The sequence below is a fragment of the Mesorhizobium sp. B2-4-13 genome (assembly GCF_006658535.1).
GTDB classification, from domain to species: Bacteria; Pseudomonadota; Alphaproteobacteria; order Rhizobiales; family Rhizobiaceae; genus Mesorhizobium; species Mesorhizobium australicum.
The window spans coordinates 1-18835 of record NZ_VFVB01000004.1 but is presented as its reverse complement, the minus strand read 5'-3'; the positions used below and the strand labels follow the sequence as shown (position 1 = coordinate 18835).

At 63.6% G+C, this 18835-nt stretch carries 20 protein-coding genes; 6 read left to right on the top strand and 14 right to left on the bottom strand.

The features are described from left to right. The first annotated feature begins 354 nt into the window (after positions 1–354). Complete coding sequence (locus FJ936_RS12000; protein ID WP_141906609.1) at positions 355–2163, top strand: NAD(P)/FAD-dependent oxidoreductase; 1809 nt, start codon at positions 355–357, stop codon at positions 2161–2163. On the opposite strand, the gene FJ936_RS11995 is transcribed toward FJ936_RS12000, so the two are convergent. Genes FJ936_RS11995 through FJ936_RS11985 form a run of 3 tightly spaced genes read right to left on the bottom strand, consistent with a single transcriptional unit; the run spans position 2151 to position 4106 of the window. Beyond that, positions 2151–2345: a hypothetical protein gene (locus FJ936_RS11995; protein WP_140724120.1), complete on the bottom strand. Its 195-nt coding sequence runs from the start codon at positions 2343–2345 to the stop codon at positions 2151–2153. The genes FJ936_RS12000 and FJ936_RS11995 overlap by 13 nt on opposite strands. 28 nt (positions 2346–2373) lie before the next feature. Further along, entirely contained in the window at positions 2374–2958 is a 585-nt protein-coding gene (locus FJ936_RS11990) for an HD domain-containing protein (RefSeq protein WP_140788772.1), read from the bottom strand. Next, positions 2955–4106, bottom strand: coding sequence for a gamma-butyrobetaine dioxygenase (locus FJ936_RS11985; RefSeq protein WP_140788774.1), 1152 nt, complete (start codon positions 4104–4106; stop codon positions 2955–2957). The genes FJ936_RS11990 and FJ936_RS11985 overlap by 4 nt, the downstream gene beginning before the upstream one ends. Before the next feature lie 118 nt (positions 4107–4224). Here FJ936_RS11985 and FJ936_RS11980 point away from each other — a divergent pair, with 118 nt between their 5' ends. Continuing rightward, entirely contained in the window at positions 4225–5106 is an 882-nt protein-coding gene (locus FJ936_RS11980; RefSeq protein WP_140788776.1) for a LysR substrate-binding domain-containing protein, read from the top strand. A gap of 11 nt (positions 5107–5117) precedes the next feature. Here FJ936_RS11980 and FJ936_RS11975 read toward each other — a convergent pair whose 3' ends face one another. From FJ936_RS11975 to FJ936_RS11965, 3 genes are read right to left on the bottom strand one after another with little or no spacing between them, the layout of a single operon-like run. Beyond that, positions 5118–5648, bottom strand: a complete 531-nt coding sequence (locus FJ936_RS11975; RefSeq protein WP_140788778.1) for a GNAT family N-acetyltransferase — start codon at positions 5646–5648, stop codon at positions 5118–5120. A gap of 41 nt (positions 5649–5689) precedes the next feature. Then, on the bottom strand, positions 5690–5998 hold the full coding sequence (locus tag FJ936_RS11970) for a hypothetical protein (RefSeq protein ID WP_015317285.1): 309 nt from the start codon (positions 5996–5998) through the stop codon (positions 5690–5692). 4 nt (positions 5999–6002) lie between these two features. Beyond that, positions 6003–6566, bottom strand: coding sequence for an XRE family transcriptional regulator (locus FJ936_RS11965; protein ID WP_140788780.1), 564 nt, complete (start codon positions 6564–6566; stop codon positions 6003–6005). A gap of 154 nt (positions 6567–6720) precedes the next feature. On the opposite strand from FJ936_RS11965, the gene FJ936_RS11960 reads away from it, so the two are divergent. Next, positions 6721–8553 (top strand): ATP-binding protein, encoded by a 1833-nt coding sequence (locus FJ936_RS11960; RefSeq protein WP_140615730.1) that lies wholly within the window; start codon positions 6721–6723, stop codon positions 8551–8553. Between the two features lie 252 nt (positions 8554–8805). Here FJ936_RS11960 and FJ936_RS11955 read toward each other — a convergent pair whose 3' ends face one another. Beyond that, positions 8806–9600 (bottom strand): GGDEF domain-containing protein, encoded by a 795-nt coding sequence (locus FJ936_RS11955; RefSeq protein WP_041163809.1) that lies wholly within the window; start codon positions 9598–9600, stop codon positions 8806–8808. Between the two features lie 105 nt (positions 9601–9705). Beyond that, positions 9706–10671 (bottom strand): tRNA (adenosine(37)-N6)-dimethylallyltransferase MiaA, encoded by a 966-nt coding sequence (gene miaA, locus FJ936_RS11950; protein ID WP_140788793.1) that lies wholly within the window; start codon positions 10669–10671, stop codon positions 9706–9708. Between miaA and serB the strand changes: the two genes are divergently transcribed. Both serB and FJ936_RS11940 read left to right on the top strand, forming a co-directional pair. Beyond that, complete coding sequence (gene serB / locus FJ936_RS11945; RefSeq protein WP_015317280.1) at positions 10661–11548, top strand: phosphoserine phosphatase SerB; 888 nt, start codon at positions 10661–10663, stop codon at positions 11546–11548. The genes miaA and serB overlap by 11 nt on opposite strands. Next, positions 11545–12117 carry a GNAT family N-acetyltransferase gene (locus FJ936_RS11940; protein WP_140714668.1) on the top strand — a complete coding sequence of 191 codons (573 nt, stop codon included), beginning with the start codon at positions 11545–11547 and terminating at the stop codon, positions 12115–12117. Before serB ends, FJ936_RS11940 begins: the two co-directional genes overlap by 4 nt. A gap of 41 nt (positions 12118–12158) precedes the next feature. Here FJ936_RS11940 and FJ936_RS11935 read toward each other — a convergent pair whose 3' ends face one another. The 6 genes from FJ936_RS11935 to FJ936_RS11910 form a co-directional block, all read right to left on the bottom strand. After that, the gene (locus tag FJ936_RS11935) at positions 12159–13676 is read right to left on the bottom strand and encodes a DegQ family serine endoprotease (protein WP_140788782.1); all 1518 of its coding nucleotides are present in this window, start codon (positions 13674–13676) and stop codon (positions 12159–12161) included. A 144-nt stretch (positions 13677–13820) separates the two neighbouring features. Then, entirely contained in the window at positions 13821–14009 is a 189-nt protein-coding gene (locus FJ936_RS11930; protein WP_015317277.1) for a DUF2065 domain-containing protein, read from the bottom strand. 6 nt (positions 14010–14015) lie between these two features. Then, complete coding sequence (locus tag FJ936_RS11925; RefSeq protein ID WP_140615721.1) at positions 14016–14969, bottom strand: protease modulator HflC; 954 nt, start codon at positions 14967–14969, stop codon at positions 14016–14018. After that, on the bottom strand, positions 14969–16084 hold the full coding sequence (hflK, locus tag FJ936_RS11920; protein WP_140660953.1) for an FtsH protease activity modulator HflK: 1116 nt from the start codon (positions 16082–16084) through the stop codon (positions 14969–14971). The genes FJ936_RS11925 and hflK overlap by 1 nt, the downstream gene beginning before the upstream one ends. Before the next feature lie 149 nt (positions 16085–16233). After that, entirely contained in the window at positions 16234–16758 is a 525-nt protein-coding gene (locus FJ936_RS11915; protein ID WP_140794164.1) for a dihydrofolate reductase, read from the bottom strand. After that, entirely contained in the window at positions 16758–17771 is a 1014-nt protein-coding gene (locus tag FJ936_RS11910; RefSeq protein WP_140794162.1) for a DUF4424 domain-containing protein, read from the bottom strand. The genes FJ936_RS11915 and FJ936_RS11910 overlap by 1 nt, the downstream gene beginning before the upstream one ends. Positions 17772–17935: 164 nt before the next feature. Here FJ936_RS11910 and cobF point away from each other — a divergent pair, with 164 nt between their 5' ends. Next, on the top strand, positions 17936–18697 hold the full coding sequence (cobF, locus tag FJ936_RS11905) for a precorrin-6A synthase (deacetylating) (protein WP_140794160.1): 762 nt from the start codon (positions 17936–17938) through the stop codon (positions 18695–18697). Positions 18698–18835: the final 138 nt, after the last annotated feature.

Sequence of the window (18835 nt, the reverse complement as noted above, 5' to 3'; positions counted from 1 at the left end):
TGCGCATGGGGGGTTTTCGCCCGGCGGTTACACCACCTTGCCCACGCGCCTTCCTACGAGAATGAGTGCCGTTTTCATGGTGGCGGACCATAAAGGCGAAGTCGCGGGGTCGTCAATGGGGTACCGCACGAATTCACTCAGCCGTGAGATCGGCTCCGCCGCGCGCTACCATAGTACAGTTGAGCCCATCCCATCGACGCACCACTATGCCGGGCTGACGACGTGCCTGGGAGGAGACGCGTTGCCGGCGAATGGGAGTCCCATCCCCAGGCAGGGAGGTCCTGGCCGGCCGCTTGCTGTTCCAGTGGAAGCCTGAACAGGCGTTCTTGGAAACCGACAACCGGAGGAGAAACCATGCTCGAGAGAACACCCACCACGAAGGCGCAGGCCCTGCTCGACAAGCTTGGCAAGGCGCTGGAGACCGGCGACATCGACGCGGCGGTCAACTGTTTCCAGGCGGATTGCTACTGGCGCGACCTCGTCACCTTCACCTGGAATCTCCGGACGATGGAGGGCCAGGAGCAGGTCCGCGACATGCTGAAAGCGACGCTGGCTGGAACCCGGCCGAGCGACTGGAAGGTGGCCGAAGGCGAGGAGGCAACCGAGGCGGACGGCGTCACCACCGCCTGGATCACCTTCGAGACCGAGGTGGCGCGCGGCTTCGGCCTGGTGCGGTTCAAGGGCGACCTGATCTGGACCTTGCTCACCACCATGGCCGAACTCAAGGGCCATGAGGAGAAGGCCGGTTTCAATCGGCCGCTCGGCGCCAAGCACGGTCACGGCAAGGACAGGAAATCCTGGCGCGAGGAGCGTGATGACGAGATCGCCGAACTCGGCCGCGGCAAACAGCCTTATGTCGTGATCATCGGCGGTGGCCAGGGCGGCATTGCGCTCGGCGCGCGCCTGCGCCAGCTCGGCGTATCGGCCATTATCATTGAGAAGAACGAGCGTCCCGGCGATTCCTGGCGCAAGCGCTACAAGTCGCTCTGCCTGCACGATCCGGTCTGGTACGACCATCTGCCCTATATCGACTTCCCCAAGAACTGGCCGGTCTTCGCCCCGAAGGACAAGATCGGCGACTGGCTGGAGATGTACACGAAGGTGATGGAGCTGAACTACTGGTCCTCCACCTCGGCTAAATCCGCGAAATACGACGACAAGACCAAGGAATGGACCGTCGTGGTCGAACGCGACGGCGAAGAGATCGTCCTCAAGCCCAAGCAGTTGGTGCTGGCCACCGGCATGTCCGGCAAGGCGAACTGGCCGAAATACAAGGGCCAGGACATCTTCAAGGGCGAGCAGCAGCATTCCTCGACCCATCCCGGCCCCGACAAATATCGCGGCAAGAAGGTCGTGGTCATCGGCTCCAACAACTCCGCCCACGACATCTGCGCGGCTCTCTGGGAGGGTGGCGCGGACGTCACCATGGTGCAGCGCTCCTCCACCCATATCGTCAAGTCCGACACGTTGATGGATATCGGGCTCAGCGCACTCTATTCCGAGCAGGCGGTGGAGAACGGCATGACGACGCGCAAGGCCGACCTGATCTTCGCCTCCCTGCCCTATCGCATCCTGCACGAGTTCCAGATCCCGCTTTACCAGCAGATGAAGGAACGCGACGCGAAGTTCTACGCGGACCTGGAAAAGGCCGGCTTCCTGCTCGACTGGGGCGATGACGGCTCAGGCCTGTTCATGAAATATCTGCGCCGGGGTTCGGGTTACTACATCGATGTCGGCGCCTGCGACCTGGTCATAGACGGCTCGATCAAGCTCAAGAGCGGACCAGGTGCGGCGGTGCGGGAATTGACGCAAACCGGCGTCAAATTCGCCGATGGCACCGAATTGCCGGCCGATCTCGTGATCTACGCCACAGGCTACGGCTCGATGAACGGATGGGCGGCGGACCTCATCTCGCAGGAGGTGGCCGACAAGGTCGGCAAGGTCTGGGGCCTTGGCTCCAACACCGCCAAGGATCCCGGCCCCTGGGAAGGCGAGCAGCGCAACATGTGGAAGCCGACCCAGCAGGAGGCGCTGTGGTTCCATGGCGGCAACCTCCATCAGTCACGCCACTATTCGCAATATCTGGCGCTGCAGCTCAAAGCCCGGCAGGTTGGCTTGCCAACACCTGTCTATGGATTGCAGCAGGTCCATCACAAGGGATAGGTCGCTTCTCCCGCATCGACACGGTGAACCTGTCCCGCGTCGGCGACGTCGAACAAGGCGGCAGCGGCGAGTTCGCCGCTGGGGCTGGTCGGCGATGGCGTGAAAACGCCCTCGTCAGCCAAACGCTCGCGGCAGGGCCGGTATGCCGCCACCGCGCTTTCGCCGTCGAAGCAGAAGCACATGGCTGTCTCCTCCTGATCATTGGTCTCGTCAGGGCCGATTGGCGAAGTCGTGCACGACGCGCTGCAGCAACGGCACATAGTCGCGAAACGCCCGCGTCCGCATATTGGCGACCTTGCCGCCCTCGTCCCAGATGCGAACCCGCACCGCTTCCTCATGGAACGGGTTCTCGCGGAACGCAGCCACCTCGTCGGCACTCATCGGTCCACCCTGCAGCGACAAGGTATGAACCGAAGCCGGCGACAGCCTGGAGAAATAGGTCGAGTCGGTGGCGCAGAGATAGCGCTTGGCGGCAACGTGCAGCCGGACGCACTCGACGATAACAGGCGGGAAGAACGGCGCCAGCACTTCGCCGCCGGCCTCGTCATGGTGCTTGTCCTCGACATCGTCAGGCGAATAGGTGCCGAACTCGCTGGTGTAATGGCCGATGTCGTGCAGCAGCGCGGCGGCCACCAGCACGTCTGGGGCTCCATCCTGTTCCGCCAGCCAAGCCCCTTGCAGCATATGCTCGGACATCGTCACCGGCTCGCCGAGATAGGATTCGGCGCCCCGGCGCTCAAAAATGTCGGCGATGAATTCGACGATGGTGTCCGCGTTCAGATCCTGGCCGATCATTCCGCGGCCTCCTTGAAGCCGTGTTCGATCGCCGCGAGCGTCGACAACAGGCCGTCCTTGTCGGCGTAGCATCCCTGCAGCCAGCGCTTGCCGGTGCCGGAAAACGCCTTGCGGGCATGCATGACGCGGGTGTTGTCGACGATGAAGGCCTGGCCGGGCTCGAGCTTGAAGGTGACTTCGAAGGATGGATCCTCGATCAGCTCGGCGAAGCGGCGGTAGGCGGCATAATAAGCACCCATCTCGGCGAACGGCACGTCGACGGTCGGCGCCAGCGAACGGTTGTTGAAGCGGATGCAGATCAGTTCGCCGTCGGGTCCAAGCTCGATCATCGGGCGCTTCGCCTGCAGCCGCACGCCGGACGACCCCGCATATTCGAACCGCGCCGCATGGGAACTCAACAGCCGAAAACCTTCGGGATTTTCCGTTTGAAGAGCGGCCGCGACGGCAAAGCCGTCGACGACGCTGGATTCACCGCCCTCCACCGTGTTCTCGATGCAGGACAGGATCTGCAGCGTCGGCACCGGATCGCGATAGGGATTGTCGGTATGCGCCTGCAGGCCGAGATTGGTGTAGGCGAGATTGTTCGGGTTGACCTCGGCGCGCACTTCGAACCAGCGCCCGTAATTGGTCTCCCTGATATAGCCGAACAGGTCGGACACCTTGCACAGCGCCCCGGATTCGGCCGGCAGCCCGTCCATCACCGCAAAACCATAAGTCCTCACCGCCGAAAGCCATTCGCGCAGGACACCGCGGCCATGCAAGGCCGCCGGATAGCTGGCGCGCGGCACCGCGTTCTGCATCGTCGCCCTGGTCCAGCGCTGGATGACATCGCCTGTCCAACCGGGCTGGCGTGTCTCATCGCGATCATAGGCGTTCGCACGCAGCCATTGGGCGGGAAAGCTGACCGTTTTTCCCTCCGGTTCGAAGCTGATCTCCAGCGCTCCGGCCTTGATGGCGGCAGCGCCAATTCTCGTTTTAGCCGGAATGTCGAGGATGGTGATCAGGCGCTGGCCATTGCCGGCGCTGCGCGTCTTGTCGTCAAGCGCGTTGTCGCGCAGCCAGACGGCGTGGAAGCGGGTACGCTTGCCGTCTGTCCAACCAAGTTCGATTGTTCTGCCTTCATCGCCAACCAGCACGTCGGTGAGCATGGAGTCCGTCCTATCCGCCTTGTTACCCACGGTTCGTGCCGTGGTTTGGATTGCATGTTGACCTCCCAAAAGGCATAATTCCAATTATCATTTTTTGGTCAATGGCATCGATTTGATGATGGCTCGGCGAACCGTCCCTACCCTCCCTCCACTCGACTGGCTGCGCAGTTTCGAGGCTGCGGCACGGCTGTCGAACTTCACCGCGGCGGCAGCCGAACTCGGCCTGACCCAGGCGGCCGTCAGTCAGCACATCCGGCTGCTCGAGGAAAGGCTGAAGACGCGTCTGTTCTCGCGGCTGGCGCGTGGGGTCGCGCTGTCGCCGGAAGGTGCCGCCTACCTGCCCCACATCCAGTCGGCCTTCGCCACCATTGGCAGCAGCACCACGGAACTGTTCGAACCGCGCGCCGTCCAGACCGTCTCGCTCCGGGTGCCGATCTCGTTTGCGCTGCTGGCGCTGGTTCCGGCGCTGCCCGACCTCGCCGAGGCGCTGCCGCGCATCCAGCTTGATCTGGTGACGATCCATCGCCCGACCGACTACGATTTGCCAGGCTCGGCGCTCGACATCCGTTTCGGCAACGGATCCTTTCCCGGACGCGAGGCCGAGAGGTTGACCGCCGAGCGGCTTGTGCCGGTGGCAAGCCCGGCCTTGGCCAGTGCCGCCGAATGGACGTCGCTGCCGCTGCTTCTGGTGGCCGGCGCGCGCGAGATGTGGGCGGAATGGTTCGCGGCGGCCGGATTGGCCGGCCATCCCCGGCGCTCGCATCGCTTCGACAGTTTCGTCGCCGCCATGCATGCGGCGAGCGCCGGTGCCGGCGTCCTCCTTGGCTCGCGGCCCCTAATCGACGCGGCGCTCGACGGCGGAGCGCTGGTCCGGCTTTCCGATTTTGAGCTCCCCAGCACGTCAGGGCATTTCCTGACCAGGCCGTCGACCGCGCACCTGACCAGCGCCGAGCAGGATTTCAGCCATTGGCTGCTGAAGCGTCTCACCGGGAAGGCATGAGTTGACTGGCGTTACCGCGACACTGGGCCGATGCGCTTCCAGTAGATCAGCGTGCCCGTCAGCCCGCCATGTGGCTTCAGCGCATAGTCCGGAACTTCGCCGGCCAAGGTGAAGCCGAGCTTCTCATAAAGTCCCGAAGCACCCTCTTCGCTCGCCGTATCCAGAACCAGCAGCGTGCGTCCCTTCTCCGCCGCGAGGCGTTCGGCGGCTCGCATCAGGCGCGTCCCGACACCCCTGCCCCGCTGCGCGACCGATGTCATCAGCTTGGCGATCTCGGCCCGATGCGGCTGATTGGGGGGACAGTCGAGCAGCAGGGTGACGGTGCCGACCAGAGCGCCGCCGTCCCATGCCCCAAGCACCACTCTTTGCCCTCGTGCCGCCGCGGCCAGCGACGTCTCCCAGAACGCGCTGGCGACATCCAACGCCAGCGGATGCATGAAGCTGACCGATCCGCCGGCGGCAACCGTTTCGACCAGCAGATCGGTCAGTTGTGCGAGTGTTTCCCGGCTTGCGGTCAACGGCCCGATTTCTATGACGTTCATACCTGGTCCTCTGGAAACGATTGACGGTCGACAGCGCCGCTTCAGTCGAGATGGCGGACACGCCGGCGCTTGCGCGCGGCCTTGATGGCGCCGATGCGTTCGGTGTCTTCTTCCTTGAGATGCCGACCGCGCTCCAGGATCTCGAGCGTGTACTCCTCATAAGTCAGGCCCAGCCGTTCGGCCTTGTCCATCCGCATCAGCATGACTTCGCGGCTCGGCGCCTTCCATGCATTGGCGTGCGCGGCCTGCCAGGCCAGGAAGATGTATGGATCGCCCTTGCCCCATGGCGGCCCCTTGTAGTCGTCAAGAGGCGGCCCCCCATTGTGGGAGCGCTTTGGCCGTCGTGCCATGACGTCAGCTCCTGACCAGGGCGACGAGATAATCGGCGCCCGGCTCCAGCGCATGAAAGGTGCAATCCGACGGCGCTCCGAGCGCCAGGCAGTCGCCCGGTTCGAGCCTGTGCACCTGGTCACCCTCGGTGAATTCGAGTTTTCCCGAGATCAGCCAGACCTGCTGCTTGATGAAGGCGTAGGAAGCCGCCGGCAAGCTGACCTTCGCGCCCGCCGGAAGATGGACCTTGATCAGTTCGAGCGGCATGTCGCAGGCCGGCGACAAATGCCGCCTGACATAGCCTGTGTCGGGGTCGCGCCACACTGGCTGGACGGCTGCGCGCAGCAGCCCGCCACCCTGCAATTCCGCCCGTGCGATGAGGGTCGAGAGCGTCATGCCGAAGGCAGCCGCTATGCGTACCAGAAGTGCCGCCGTCGGGCTGGTCATGCCACGCTCGATCGTGCTCAGCATTGCCTTGGAAACACCGGATTGTTCGGCGAGCTCGGCCAGCGACCAGTCCCGCATGGTCCTTTCGGTATGGATACGCCTGCCGATGGTCGAGGAAATGTCGTTCGCTATATCATCCATTCGTCCATTATAACGAAACCAACAAGTGCGTGAAGAGCCATTTCAAAGCAATTTTCACCAGGACCTTAATCCTCTCTACACCATCCGACCTCATCCGACCTTAACCCCGTTCCTGTAGGGTACGGCCTCAAGGGAAATGGGGATTGGCCTGTCCATGTATGTCGAACGCGAAGCTTCGGTCGGAGAACCGACATCGCAGGAACGCCGCACAGCCGACCAGAACGACAAGCGCATCCTGGGCAATGTCGTGCAATGCGACGGTGCGCGCGCCACCATCAGCGCCTATGCCGACGACGCCGACGGCGCGATCACCGGCCTGTGGACGGTCGGCAAGATGATCTCGATCAATCTTGGCACGACGCGAACCGTCGGCCTGGTCTACGCGATCGGCAAGTCGGATCTGGCCTGGAACAGTGACGGCAAGAACGCCATCGAGGTCAGCATCGAGCTGATCGGCGAAGTCCGTGACGGCGCCGAACCCGGGGCCAGGCCGATCTTCGACCGCGGCATCACCATCTATCCGCATATCGGCGCCGTCGCGCACCGCATCCGCACCCGCGACCTGCAGGCGGTCTATGACCTGGCCGGCCGCCATTCCATCACCATCGGCTCGCTGGCGCAGGACGAGGCGATCGCCGCCAACATCGCCATCGATGACACGCTGGCGCGCCACTTCGCCATTGTCGGCACGACCGGCGTCGGCAAGTCGACAGCGGTGTCGCTGCTGCTGCGCAAGTCGATCGCGGCGCGACCGGACCTGCGCATCCTGATCCTCGATCCGCACAACGAGTTCGCGGCTTCGCTGCCAGAATATTGCGTCAGGGTCGATTCCAAGACGCTCGACCTGCCGTTCTGGATGTTCACGCTGGAGGAATTCGCCGAAGTGCTGTTTCGCGGACGCGAAACGGTGCCGGAAGAGATCGATGCCCTTCGTGACCTCATTCCGCTCGCCAAGAATCTCTATCGCAACCCCGGTTCAGGCGCCTATCTCAGGCGCGGCAGCGATGCGCTGACCGCCGATACGCCGGTGCCCTACCGCATCGCCGACCTGCTCAAGCAGATCGACGAGCGCATGGGCATGCTCGAAAGCAAGACCGATCGTCCAACCCTCAAATCGCTGAAGACACGCATCGAATCGGCGGCGGCCGATCCGCGCTACCGCTTCATGTTCAATTCGCGCCTGATCGAGGACACCATCCACGAAACGATCGGCAACATCTTCCGCGTGCCGCATCATGGCCGTCCGGTGACCTGCTTCGAGATGGCCGGCATGCCGTCGGAAGTGGTCAATTCCGTCTGCTCGGTGCTGGCGCGTCTGGCCTTCGACCTTGCTCTGTGGAGCGAAGGCAAGCTGCAGCTGTTGTTCCTATGCGAGGAAGCACACCGCTACATGCCCGCCGATGCGCGTCTCGGCTTCGCGCCGACCCGGCACGCGCTGTCGCGCATCGCCAAGGAAGGCCGCAAATATGGCTGCTATCTCGGCGTCGTCACCCAGCGCCCCGGCGAGCTGGACCCGACTATTCTCTCGCAGTGCTCGACCTTCTTCGCCATGCGGCTCGCCAACGAGCAGGACCAGGCGATCATCCGCTCGGCAATCGCCGACTCTTCTGCCTCCACGCTCGCTTTCCTGTCCTCCATGGGCCAGCGCGAAGCGATCGCCTTCGGCGAAGGCGTGGCGACGACCATGCGGCTGAAATTCGAAAGACTGCCCGCTCACCTGCTTCCGGGCACGGCCAAGCGCGAGGAAGACGTGACGTCCAAGGCCGGCGAGGTCGACCTGGTGGCGATCGTGGAGCGGCTGCGTAACGTGCCGAAACCGCAGAGCCAGGCGATGGCTTTCGCCGAGGTGGTCGATTCCGGCCGGCAGGCCGGCGACCCCGACTACCGCAAAGCGCCGGCGGCGGCGCGCGTGCAGTCGGACGAAGATTTCGACACACGCTACGGCCTCAAACCCGCCACCTTCGGCCTGCGCCCGCAGAACGATTGAGCTGAGCGTCACGCCTCCATGAATAGTCCTGAGAATCCGTGCAAGCGGCCTATCCCGTCTTCGTCGGAAAGCTTGGGCGAAGCCCGTCAGGGAGTTGGTCAGGCTGAGCCGATTGGTGTTTTGGTCCGTAGCACCGGCCTTCGCCGGCCGCAGCCTTAAAGCGCAACGTCTCATAAGTGCTTCGGCCGGCGAAGGCCGGAAGCGCAGAAGCCGGCATCAAGCGGCCAGCATCACGAATTCAGTGATGGGATCTTAGGCGCAGACGCGGTTGCGGCCTTGCCTTTTGGCTTCGTAGAGCTGGCGGTCGGCGCGGCGATAGAATTCCTCCGCCGTTTCCTTGCGATCCCAGACGGCAAGCCCGACGCTGGTGGTGATCTTGAGCCGGACATTGTTGCCGGAGAGGATCGACATGTTGGCGATCGCCTTGCGGATGCGCTCAGCGAATTTGGCCAGAAGGGCCGCCTCCATGTTGGGCGTGACCACGGCGAACTCCTCACCACCCAGGCGCGCCACCACATCGTGGAAACGTGTCATGTCCTTGAGGCATCTGGCGACAGCCTTGAGCACCTCGTCGCCGACATCGTGGCCGTGCGTGTCGTTGACCTGCTTGAAATGGTCGAGATCGAGGATCATCAGCCCGACCGGTTTTTCGATGCGCCGGAACTCCTCGAGATATTCCTTCAGCGCGTCGTCGAAATAGCGCCGGTTCTGCATGCCGGTCAGGCCGTCGGTCAGGGCGGCATGCTCGAGCGTTTCGGAGCGGGCGCTGAGCGACACCGTCATGGCGCGCAACTTGCCCTCTTCGGTCGCCTGCTTGCGGATCAGCGGATAGATGAAGAAGATGCCGAAAAACAGCGCGGTGGCGAGCAGTACGCCAGTCGCGAACAGGAGCTTGTTGAGGTAGATGACCTTGTCCAGGCCGGAGGCCGTATGGAGTTCAGTGGCGAAGGATTGCAGTTGCCCATAGGCGTGCAGGGTCACCAGGCCAGCAGCCAGGATCACGAAGATAAAGACGAAAAAAGCGGATTCCGCTTTGTGGAAACGCATCTGCTCCCCGATGGAAAAATACCCCATGACCTTATCGCAGGGACCGACTTACGGAGCGTTAATTCCGACAACTTCGGCGAGAACCCTTCCCTCAGGGGCAACTTTTTAAGTTGCATTAGCAACAAGTGTTTGGATCGTGGTTTCGAGATCGTCACCGGGGCGAAGTCTCTGCCATTCCGGCCCCAGCTGATGGCGAAACCAGGTGGCTTGCCGCTTGGCATATTGCCTTGTCGCGATCTTGGCGCGCTCGATCGCCTCGGGAAAGCTCGACTGCCCTGAGATCGCGGCCTGGAGCTCGCGAACCCCGATCGCCTTCATCGCCGGCAGGTCTGGATCCAGACGAAGGGCCGCAAGCTGCTTGACTTCCTCCAGCGCGCCCTTGTCCAGCATCTGGTCGAAACGCCTTTCGATGCGGTCAACCAATGCTGCCCGATCCGGCTCGACGACCAGGAAATGCGCGCTCGGCCTGTCGATGAGCGGCAGGCCGCGCTCTGCCTGCCAGTCCAGGATCGACCGGCCGGAGGCGTCGAGCACCTCGAGCGCCCGCACGATGCGCTGGCTGTCGGTTGGCTTCAACTGCATGGCGACGCTCGAATCCTCGCGCAGCAGCAAGGCATGCAGCTTGACCGCGCCTTGCTCCTTCAATTCGTAGCGCCAGCGGTCGCGTATCCGTTGTGGAATATCAGGCATTTCCGAAATCCCTTCCGCCAGCGCACGAAAGTACAGGCCAGTGCCACCGACGAAGATTGGCCGCCGCGAGAGCGTCCCGTCATCAATGAGTTTCATAACGTCGCGCAGCCAGGCGCCGGTCGAGTAGGCGGTGCCGGGATGGACATGCCCATAGAGAAAATGCGGCGCTCGTGCGAGTTCGGCCGCCTGCGGCCGGGCCGTCAGCACGTCGAGAACCGCATAGCCCTGCATGGAATCGGTGTTGACGATGACGCCGCCTGTGCGTTCGGCCAGTTCAAGCGCCAGCGCCGACTTGCCGCTGGCGGTCGGCCCGGCTATCAGGATCGCGTTCTTCACGCGGCCTTCGTCCGCATCCGTGCCGGAATTCTCGATGCCGCTCATTGCCACGCTTGTTTCCCGTCCCGCCGATCGCGCTCTGTCGCCATCGCTTGCGAATATGGCCTCACGGTCGGTGGGCGCAAGCGCTGTCGTATGGCTGGCCGAAGGCATTGCCTGTGACATTGCCCTGCCGCCAGCGGCGCAGGCTGATGAAACGACCGCGAGCCTTCGTACCGCACTGGCCGCTGAGCCCGTCGACGTGATCGTCCAGCAGGCTGAAACACGCCGCAAGAAAATCCTTCTCGCCGACATGGATTCGACCATGATCGACCAGGAGTGCATCGACGAGCTGGCCGACGAGATCGGCGTCAAGGATCATGTCGCGGCGATCACCGCACGGTCGATGAACGGCGAGATCGCCTTCGAGCCGGCGCTGCGCGAGCGCGTGGCGCTCCTCAAGGGGCTCGATGCCGCCGTCGTCGACCATATCGTCGCCAATCGGCTGACCTTGGCCTCGGGCGGCCGCGCGCTGGTCCAGACCATGCGCGCCAACGGCGCCTGGACGGCGCTCGTCTCGGGTGGGTTCGAGGTTTTCACCACGCGCATCGCTGCGATGCTTGGCTTTCAGGAAGACCGCGCCAACCGCCTTCTCGACCAAGACGGACGCTTCACCGGGCTGGTCGGCGAGCCGATCCTCGGCCGCGCCGCCAAGGCCGAGGCGCTGCTCGAAATCTGTGCCCGTCTTGGCCTGACGCCGGCCGATGCCATCGCCGTCGGCGACGGCGCCAACGATCTCGACATGATCCGCCTGGCCGGAACCGGTGTCGCGCTGCATGCCAAGCCTTCCGTCGCGGCGCAGGCAAAAGTCCGGATCGACCATGCCGACCTCACTGCGCTGCTCTATCTGCAGGGCTACCGGCAGGAAGAATTCGTCCAATGAAGCCAATCCGTACCGAACGCCTGATCCTGCGCAATTGGGAGGATCGCGACCGCGAATTGTTCCATCGCATCAATTCCGATGATCGCGTGATGGAGTTCTTCCCGTTTCGCCGCGACCGTGCCGCCGCCGACGCCAAGATGGATGAGTTCCGCGCCTGGGTCGATGAGGACGGCTACGGCTTCGCCGCGGCCGAGATTGCCGCGACCGGCGAATGCATCGGTTTCGTCGGCCTCCTCGCGACCGATGATGTGCCATCGCTGCCGGCCGACACAATCGAGATCGGCTGGCGGTTGGCTCCCGAATTCTGGGGCAAGGGCTATGTCACCGAGGCCTCGGAGGCATGGCTGGCCTACGGCTTCGAGACACTGGCCGTCGACGAGATCGTTTCCTTCGCCGTGGCGGAAAACCACCGCTCGACCGCCGTTATGAAACGCCTCGGCATGACCGCCGACCCATCGAGCGATTTCGACCACCCCAGCATTCCGGACAGCCATCCCGCGCTCAAGCGGCATGTGCTCTACCGGCTGTCGCGCGAGGACTGGCAGGCAAGAAAAAGGGCGGCTCTCTAACCGCCCTTCCATCAAAATCAGATTTCTGCCGGCGTACTGGATCAATCCATCCGGATCGTAACGAAGCGCAACTCACCGGTCTTCGACGCCAGCATCAAGAGCGCGTTCTTGCGGCCCTGCTCCTTCAGCGCGCCGATCCGGTCCATGACGTCCTTGGGCGTGGCGACCGACTCCTGCGCGATCTCGGTGATCACCTCGCCAGGCTGGATACCGCGTTCCGCGGCGGCGGAGTCCTTGGCCACGTCGGTGATGACGACGCCGGAGACATCGCCGGCGATGCTGAACTTCTTGCGCGTCTCGTCGTTGAGTTCACCGACCGTCATGCCAAGCACCGAGGCGGTCGAGACGGCCGGAGCCTTGTCAGCGCCCTTGTCCTGGTCGGTATTGCCATTCTCGCCGCTGGCCAGCTTCTCGCCATCCTCGAGCCGGCCGAGCGTCACCTTCACCGTCTGCTCGACACCCTTGCGCACGATCAGCACGTCGACGGCCTTGCCCACCGGGCTTTCGGCGACGACGCGCGGCAGGTCGCGCATTTCATGGATGTCCTTGCCGTCGAACTTGATGATGACGTCGCCGGCCTGGATGGTGCCGTTGTCGACTGGTCCGCCCTTGATGACGCCGGCCACCAGCGCGCCCTTGGCGGTCGCCATGCCGAGGCTTTCCGCGATGTCGTCCGTCACCGGCTGGATGCGCACGCCGAGCCAGCCGCGCCGCGTCTCGCCATATTGGCGCAACTGCTCGACGACGCCAGAGGCGAGCTGCGAGGGAATGGAGAAGCCGATGCCGATCGAGCCGCCGGACGGCGAAATGATCGCCGTGTTCATGCCGATGACCTCGCCGGCGCTGTTGAACAGCGGTCCGCCGGAATTGCCGCGGTTGATCGCCGCGTCGGTCTGGATGAAGTCGTCATAGGGGCCTGAATTGATGTCGCGGTTGCGTGCCGAGACGATGCCGACCGTGACCGTGCCGCCGAGGCCGAACGGATTGCCGACCGCCATCACCCAGTCGCCGACGCGCATCTTGGTGGAATCGCCGAATTTCACCGCTGTCAGCTTGTGGCCTTTCGGATCGACCTTCAGCACCGCGACGTCGGTCTTGGTGTCGGTGCCGACCAGCGTCGCCTTCAAGGTCACGCCATCGGAGAAATTGACCTCGATGTCGTCGGCATCGGCGATCACGTGGTTGTTGGTGACGACGATGCCTTGTTCGGCGTCGATGACGAAACCCGAACCGAGCGACTGCACCTTCTGTGAGCCGCCATCCTTTTCGCCACCGCGGTTCTTGAAGAAATCGTCGAAGAAATCCTGGAACGGCGAGCCTTCGGGCAGTTGCGGCATCGGCACCGCGCCCGGCCCTTCCGTGCCCTTCACCGTCTGCGAGGTCGAGATGTTGACCACCGCGCCAAGTACGCCTTGCGCCAGGTCGGCGACCGAGGCCGGTCCGTCGGCGGCGAATGTCGGGGTCACGAAGGACGGAACGGCGACGGCGCCCAGGACCAGCGCTGCCGCGCCGGCGACCAATGTCCGTCGAGCGGCGTCCAAAAGGGTGTTGGATGTCATCGAGAAGCCTCCCGGCATTTCTAAAAGAGAAAAGCGCTTCGACGAAAACGTCGTGTCGCGCCATGATGGCAAGAAATACGGCACGTTTGGGGCTATGACTATCGGTGGAGTGTAAATCGAGCGTTATTCCGCAAACCGCCGCCTCTACACGCCCCGCACCAGCCAGACGACGCCAACACCAATGGCGATCGCCGCCAGCCCGCCGATCCGCAACGCATTCTCCGGCATCGACAGCACTTCGCCCGCGAGCTTCTTCGCAAGGCGGGGAAAGCCGCCATAGACCAGGCCCTCTATGACGAGGACCAGGCCTATCGCCGCGAAGAAATCCTGCACCGGCCGTTACTGGCCGGTGCTGGGTTGTGTCGTCGGCGCGGCAGGTGCCGCAGCCGGCGCCGTCGGTTTCGCCGGTCCTTCCTTGCCGTCGGGATCGCGGAAGTAGCGGAAGAACTCCGAACTCGGCGACAGCACCATGGTCGTCCCGGTGTTGTCCAGCGCGGTGCCATAGGCATTCATCGACCGGTAGAAGTCGAAGAAGGCGGGATCGCGCTTGTAGGCATCGGCGAAGGTGGCGCTGCGCTGCGCCTCGCCCTCACCGCGCAGGATCTCGGACTCCTTCTGCGCTTCGGCAACGATCTCGACCACTTCACGATCGGCGCGCGCCGTGATGCGCTGTGCCGCTTCGTTGCCGCGTGCCCGCAGCCGCGCAGCCTCCGCCAGGCGTTCCGCCTTCATGCGGTCGTAGGTCTGCTGTGAAACTTCGGCCGTCAGGTCGGTGCGGCGGATGCGAACATCCTCGATCTGCAAGCCGAGCGACGTGGCGTCGGGCCTGAGCTGATCGCGCACTTCGCGCATCATCACGGCACGCTCTTCGGAAAGCGCGGCCTCGAAATCGCGCAGACCGTAGACGCGGCGCAGGGCAGCGTCGAGACGCGTCCTGAGCCGCGCTTCGGCCAGTTCGATCTGACCGGACACGGCGGCCCGGAAGACGCGCGGATCCGAGATGCGATAGGCGATGAAGGCATCGACCTCATAGAACTTGCCGCCGGAGACCTGGACGCGGATGTTGTCGAGGTCGAAGCGCAGCACCCTGTTTTCGATCAGTTGCACCGTATCGGCGTCGAAGAACGAGAACGGCGCCTTGAAGTAGATGCCGGGCTCGCTCTTGACGTCGACGATCTCACCGAAGCGGAGCACCAGCGCCTGCTGGCGCGCATTGACCACGAAGACCGAGGAATAGATCAGGAACAGGACGACCGCCGCCACGGCGACGACGATGGGAAGACGGTTGGCCATCACTTGGTACCTCCCGTGTTCGCGGCGGGCGCGGCCGGTGCTGGCGGTTTCGGCTGCAATGCGGGCAGCGGCAGATAAGGCACGACACCCTGTCCGTTGCCCTGCTCGACGATGACCTTGCTCGAGTCCTTCAGAACCCTCTCCATGGTTTCCAGATAAAGGCGCTTGCGCGTGACATCGGGGGCTTTGGCATATTCGTCGTAGACCGAGATGAAGCGCTGCGCCTCACCTTCGGCTTCCTGCACCACACGGTTTTTGTAGGCGGCCGCGTCTTCGCGGACCTGGGCTGCCTCGCCGCGTGCCTGGCCGAGTTTCTGGTTGGAATACTGATTGGCCTGCTCGACGAACTTGTCCTCGTCCTGCTCGGCGCGCTGCACCTCGTCGAACGCATCTGCCACCTCGCGTGGCGGTGCCGCATCCTCGATGGAGACGGCGTTGACGTTGAGACCGGCCTTGTAGCCGTCCAGCGTCGTCTGGATGATCTCGCGCACCGAGGCCGCGATGCCCTGGCGATCGTCGCGGAAAATGTCCTGCGCCGGCCGGCGGCCGACGGCTTCGCGCATGGCGCTCTCGGCAACCTGCCGCAGCATGCCGTCCGGGTCGGAGACGTCGAACAGGTAAGCGCGGGGATCGGAGACCTGGTAGGCCACGGAGAACTGCACATTGACGATGTTCTGGTCGCCCGAGAGCATCAGCCCGTTGCCGCTGGTGTTGCCGCCGCCAATGTCGACGAGCTGCTCTGAAATCTTGGCCGTCTCGACGGTCTCGAGGGGCCACCAGTGGAAATGCAGGCCTGGCTGGGAAAGCTCGGCCTTCGGCTTGCCGAAGCGCAGTTCGACCGCGACCTCGTCGGGCTGCACGGTATAGACCGCCTGGAAGGCCCACAGAACGACCAGCACCGCGGCAATCAGGCCGAACACCGCCGGACTGGCGCCACCGCCGCCGGGCAGCGCGCGCCGCAGCCGATCCTGGCCACGGCGAATGATGTCCTCGAGGTCGGGAGGCGACCCCTGCGGGCCGCTTGGCCCCTTCGGTCCCTGCCCCCAGGGTCCCTGATTGTTACCGCCGCCACCCCACGGGCCGCCGCCTCCGCCACCTTTGTCGTTCCAGGGCATGAATGTCCTTTCGCTTGGAATTCCCTCAAGCACCGCGGTTACGGCGCAAATCCAGTGTCGTTCTTCTATAGGGACGCCACGGCGCGCTTTCAACGCGATGCGCCGCCGACTTCATCCGTTTTGGGCCGGTAGCGACCCTTTGTCGTCCTTTATCTTCGAACTATCTCGCGGCGGCGCTCATAAACCGTATAGCGCGTCGCATGGCTGTCCTTTTCTCCTGACGCAATCTCCCGCGAACTGACCACTTGCCATGCATCAGGGTCGATCGGCGGGAAATGCGCGTCGCCATCGACGGCGGCCAGCACATGGGTCACGTGCAGGCGCTCGGCCAGCGGCAGCGCCTGGGCATAGATTTCGCCGCCGCCGATGATGCAGACCTCGTCGACGCCCGTCATGCGGCGTCCGCGCATGGTTGCCCGCTGGATCGCGGCTTCGAGCGTATGCGCCACCTCGACGCCCTCGGCACGCCAGGCCTTGTCGCGGGTGACGACGATGTTCAGCCTGCCCGGCAGCGGCCGGCCGATGCCTTCATAGGTCTTGCGGCCCATGATGATGGGCTTGCCCATCGTGTCGGCCTTGAACCGCTTGAGGTCGGTGGAGAGCCGCCAGGGCAACCCGCCGTCCCGCCCGATCACGCCGTTCTCGGCAATGGCGACATAGATGGCGACATGCATCAGTTTGCGTCCCCGCCATTGCTGTCCGACGGGACGAGCAGGAGGATGTCGATGTCGTGCTCGGGATAGAAATCGTTCGCCTTCATCTCGAAACGCGTCGGCCCGACCTTTTTGACGTTGTCGCCGCAGAACGAAACCAGGGCTTTCGGATTGCCCTTGTCGACGGTCAGCTTGAACTTGCCGATGGTGCCCGCAGCCCAGTTGCCGCCGGTGGTCAGGATATAGGCGATGCGGCTTTCGTAGAATTTGGGGTAGCCGTCCGGATTGTCCTTCGCCGCCTTGCGCACCGCATTCTCGAATGTGTCGTCCATGCAGTAGCGGCTCTTGTAGGACGCGTATGAGTTCTGGAACTGGCCTTCATTGAAGAAACTGACCGAGGATGTGCCGCCCACGCTGGGCTTGTAGCGGTGCGAGACGTGAACGTCCTTGTTGGCCGGAAAGGCCGCGCGCCACCAATAGGTCGAGCGCAATTGCCAGAACGGCGAATAGACCGGTTTTTGGCCACTGTCGGCTGTGGAATCCCCGATGATGATGCCGCGGTTGACCCAGTCGTCAGCCACCCCTTGCGGCAGCTTCGCCAGCGCCGCCTTGGCCGCGCCGCCGAACGGGTTGAAGGGCACGTTTTGCGCCTTGAGGTCGGCGCCGATGTCGATGCCGAGCGCGAGCACCTTCTGCTCGAGTTGGGGCTTGGCCGCGACGCCGTCGATCGTCACCTCGAAGCCGAGGAAATTATCGCTCTGGTTTTCCGGGATCGCCGGCATCTCTTCGGGATCGCCCGAAATGTCGGGCATCGGGAAGGCGACGATCGCGTCGACATCCCTGTCGGTGTTGTTGTGGAAGATGTAGTCCACCGTCACCTTCTCGGGCGAGATGAAAAGATCCTCGCTTTGCATCGCCACGGCATCGCTGCGCGACAGGATCAGGCCGCCGGTGCCAAGCTCGGCAACCGAATCATTGGCCATTGCAGGCGCCGCCGAAAGCGCCAACGCTAAAGCCAGAACAGATCGCAACATCGAAGCCCCCTCGGCTGGAATGCCTGAATGACCCTAGCCGTTTCAATGCGGCGTTTCAAAGCCCTTCCGCTTGCTGGGCGTGCGTGACCGGTCTGGACACGCAGGCGGTCTGGACACGCAGGCGGTCTGGACTAACAGGTTCCGATGGGGCAGGAGTTCGCGCCATGCGCAAGCTTCTCGTCATCGGCATCGGCGCCGGCAATCCCGACCACATGACTGTCCAGGCCATAGCAGGCCTGAACAGGGCGGACGTCCTGTTTATTCCCGACAAGGGCACCGACAAGACCGACCTTGCCAACCTGCGGCGCGGCATCTGCGACCGCTTCGTCACCAACCCGGCCTCACGCCGGGTCGAGTTCGACGTGCCGGTGCGTGCCGAACCAACCTCTTCCTATCGTTCGACCGTCGACGACTGGCATGAAGCCATCGCCGCCATCTACGAGGCACTGATCCGCGACGAGATCTCCGGTGATGGCTGCGGCGCCTTCCTGATTTGGGGCGATCCTTCGCTCTATGACAGCGCTCTGCGCATCCTCGAGCGCGTGCGCCTGAGGGGCAATGTTGCATTCGACCTGGAAGTCATCCCCGGTATAACGGCCGTCCAGGCGCTGGCAGCCAGCCACAAAACGGCGCTGAACCGCATCGGCGATCCCGTGCTGATCACCACCGGCCGCCGCCTGACCGAGGAAGGCATGCCGGACAATGCCGGCAGCGCCGTCGTCATGCTCGACGGCAAATGCGCCTTCAACACGCTGGCTGACCAGGACCTTTTCATCCAATGGGGCGCCTACCTAGGCACGCCCGACGAGATCATCATCTCCGGCCGCCTTGGCGATGTCGGCGCCGAGATCGAAAAGCGCCGCGACGAAGCCCGCCGGAAGAAAGGCTGGATCATGGATACGTATTTGCTGCGAAAGCCGGAGTAGTGGAATAGTGAGTAGTAAATAGTGAGTAGTCAGTAGTCAGTGAGGACTAGGCTGTACTCACTACTCACTACTCACTACTCACTACTCACTACTCACTACTCACTACTCACTACTCACTACTCACTACTCACTACTCAC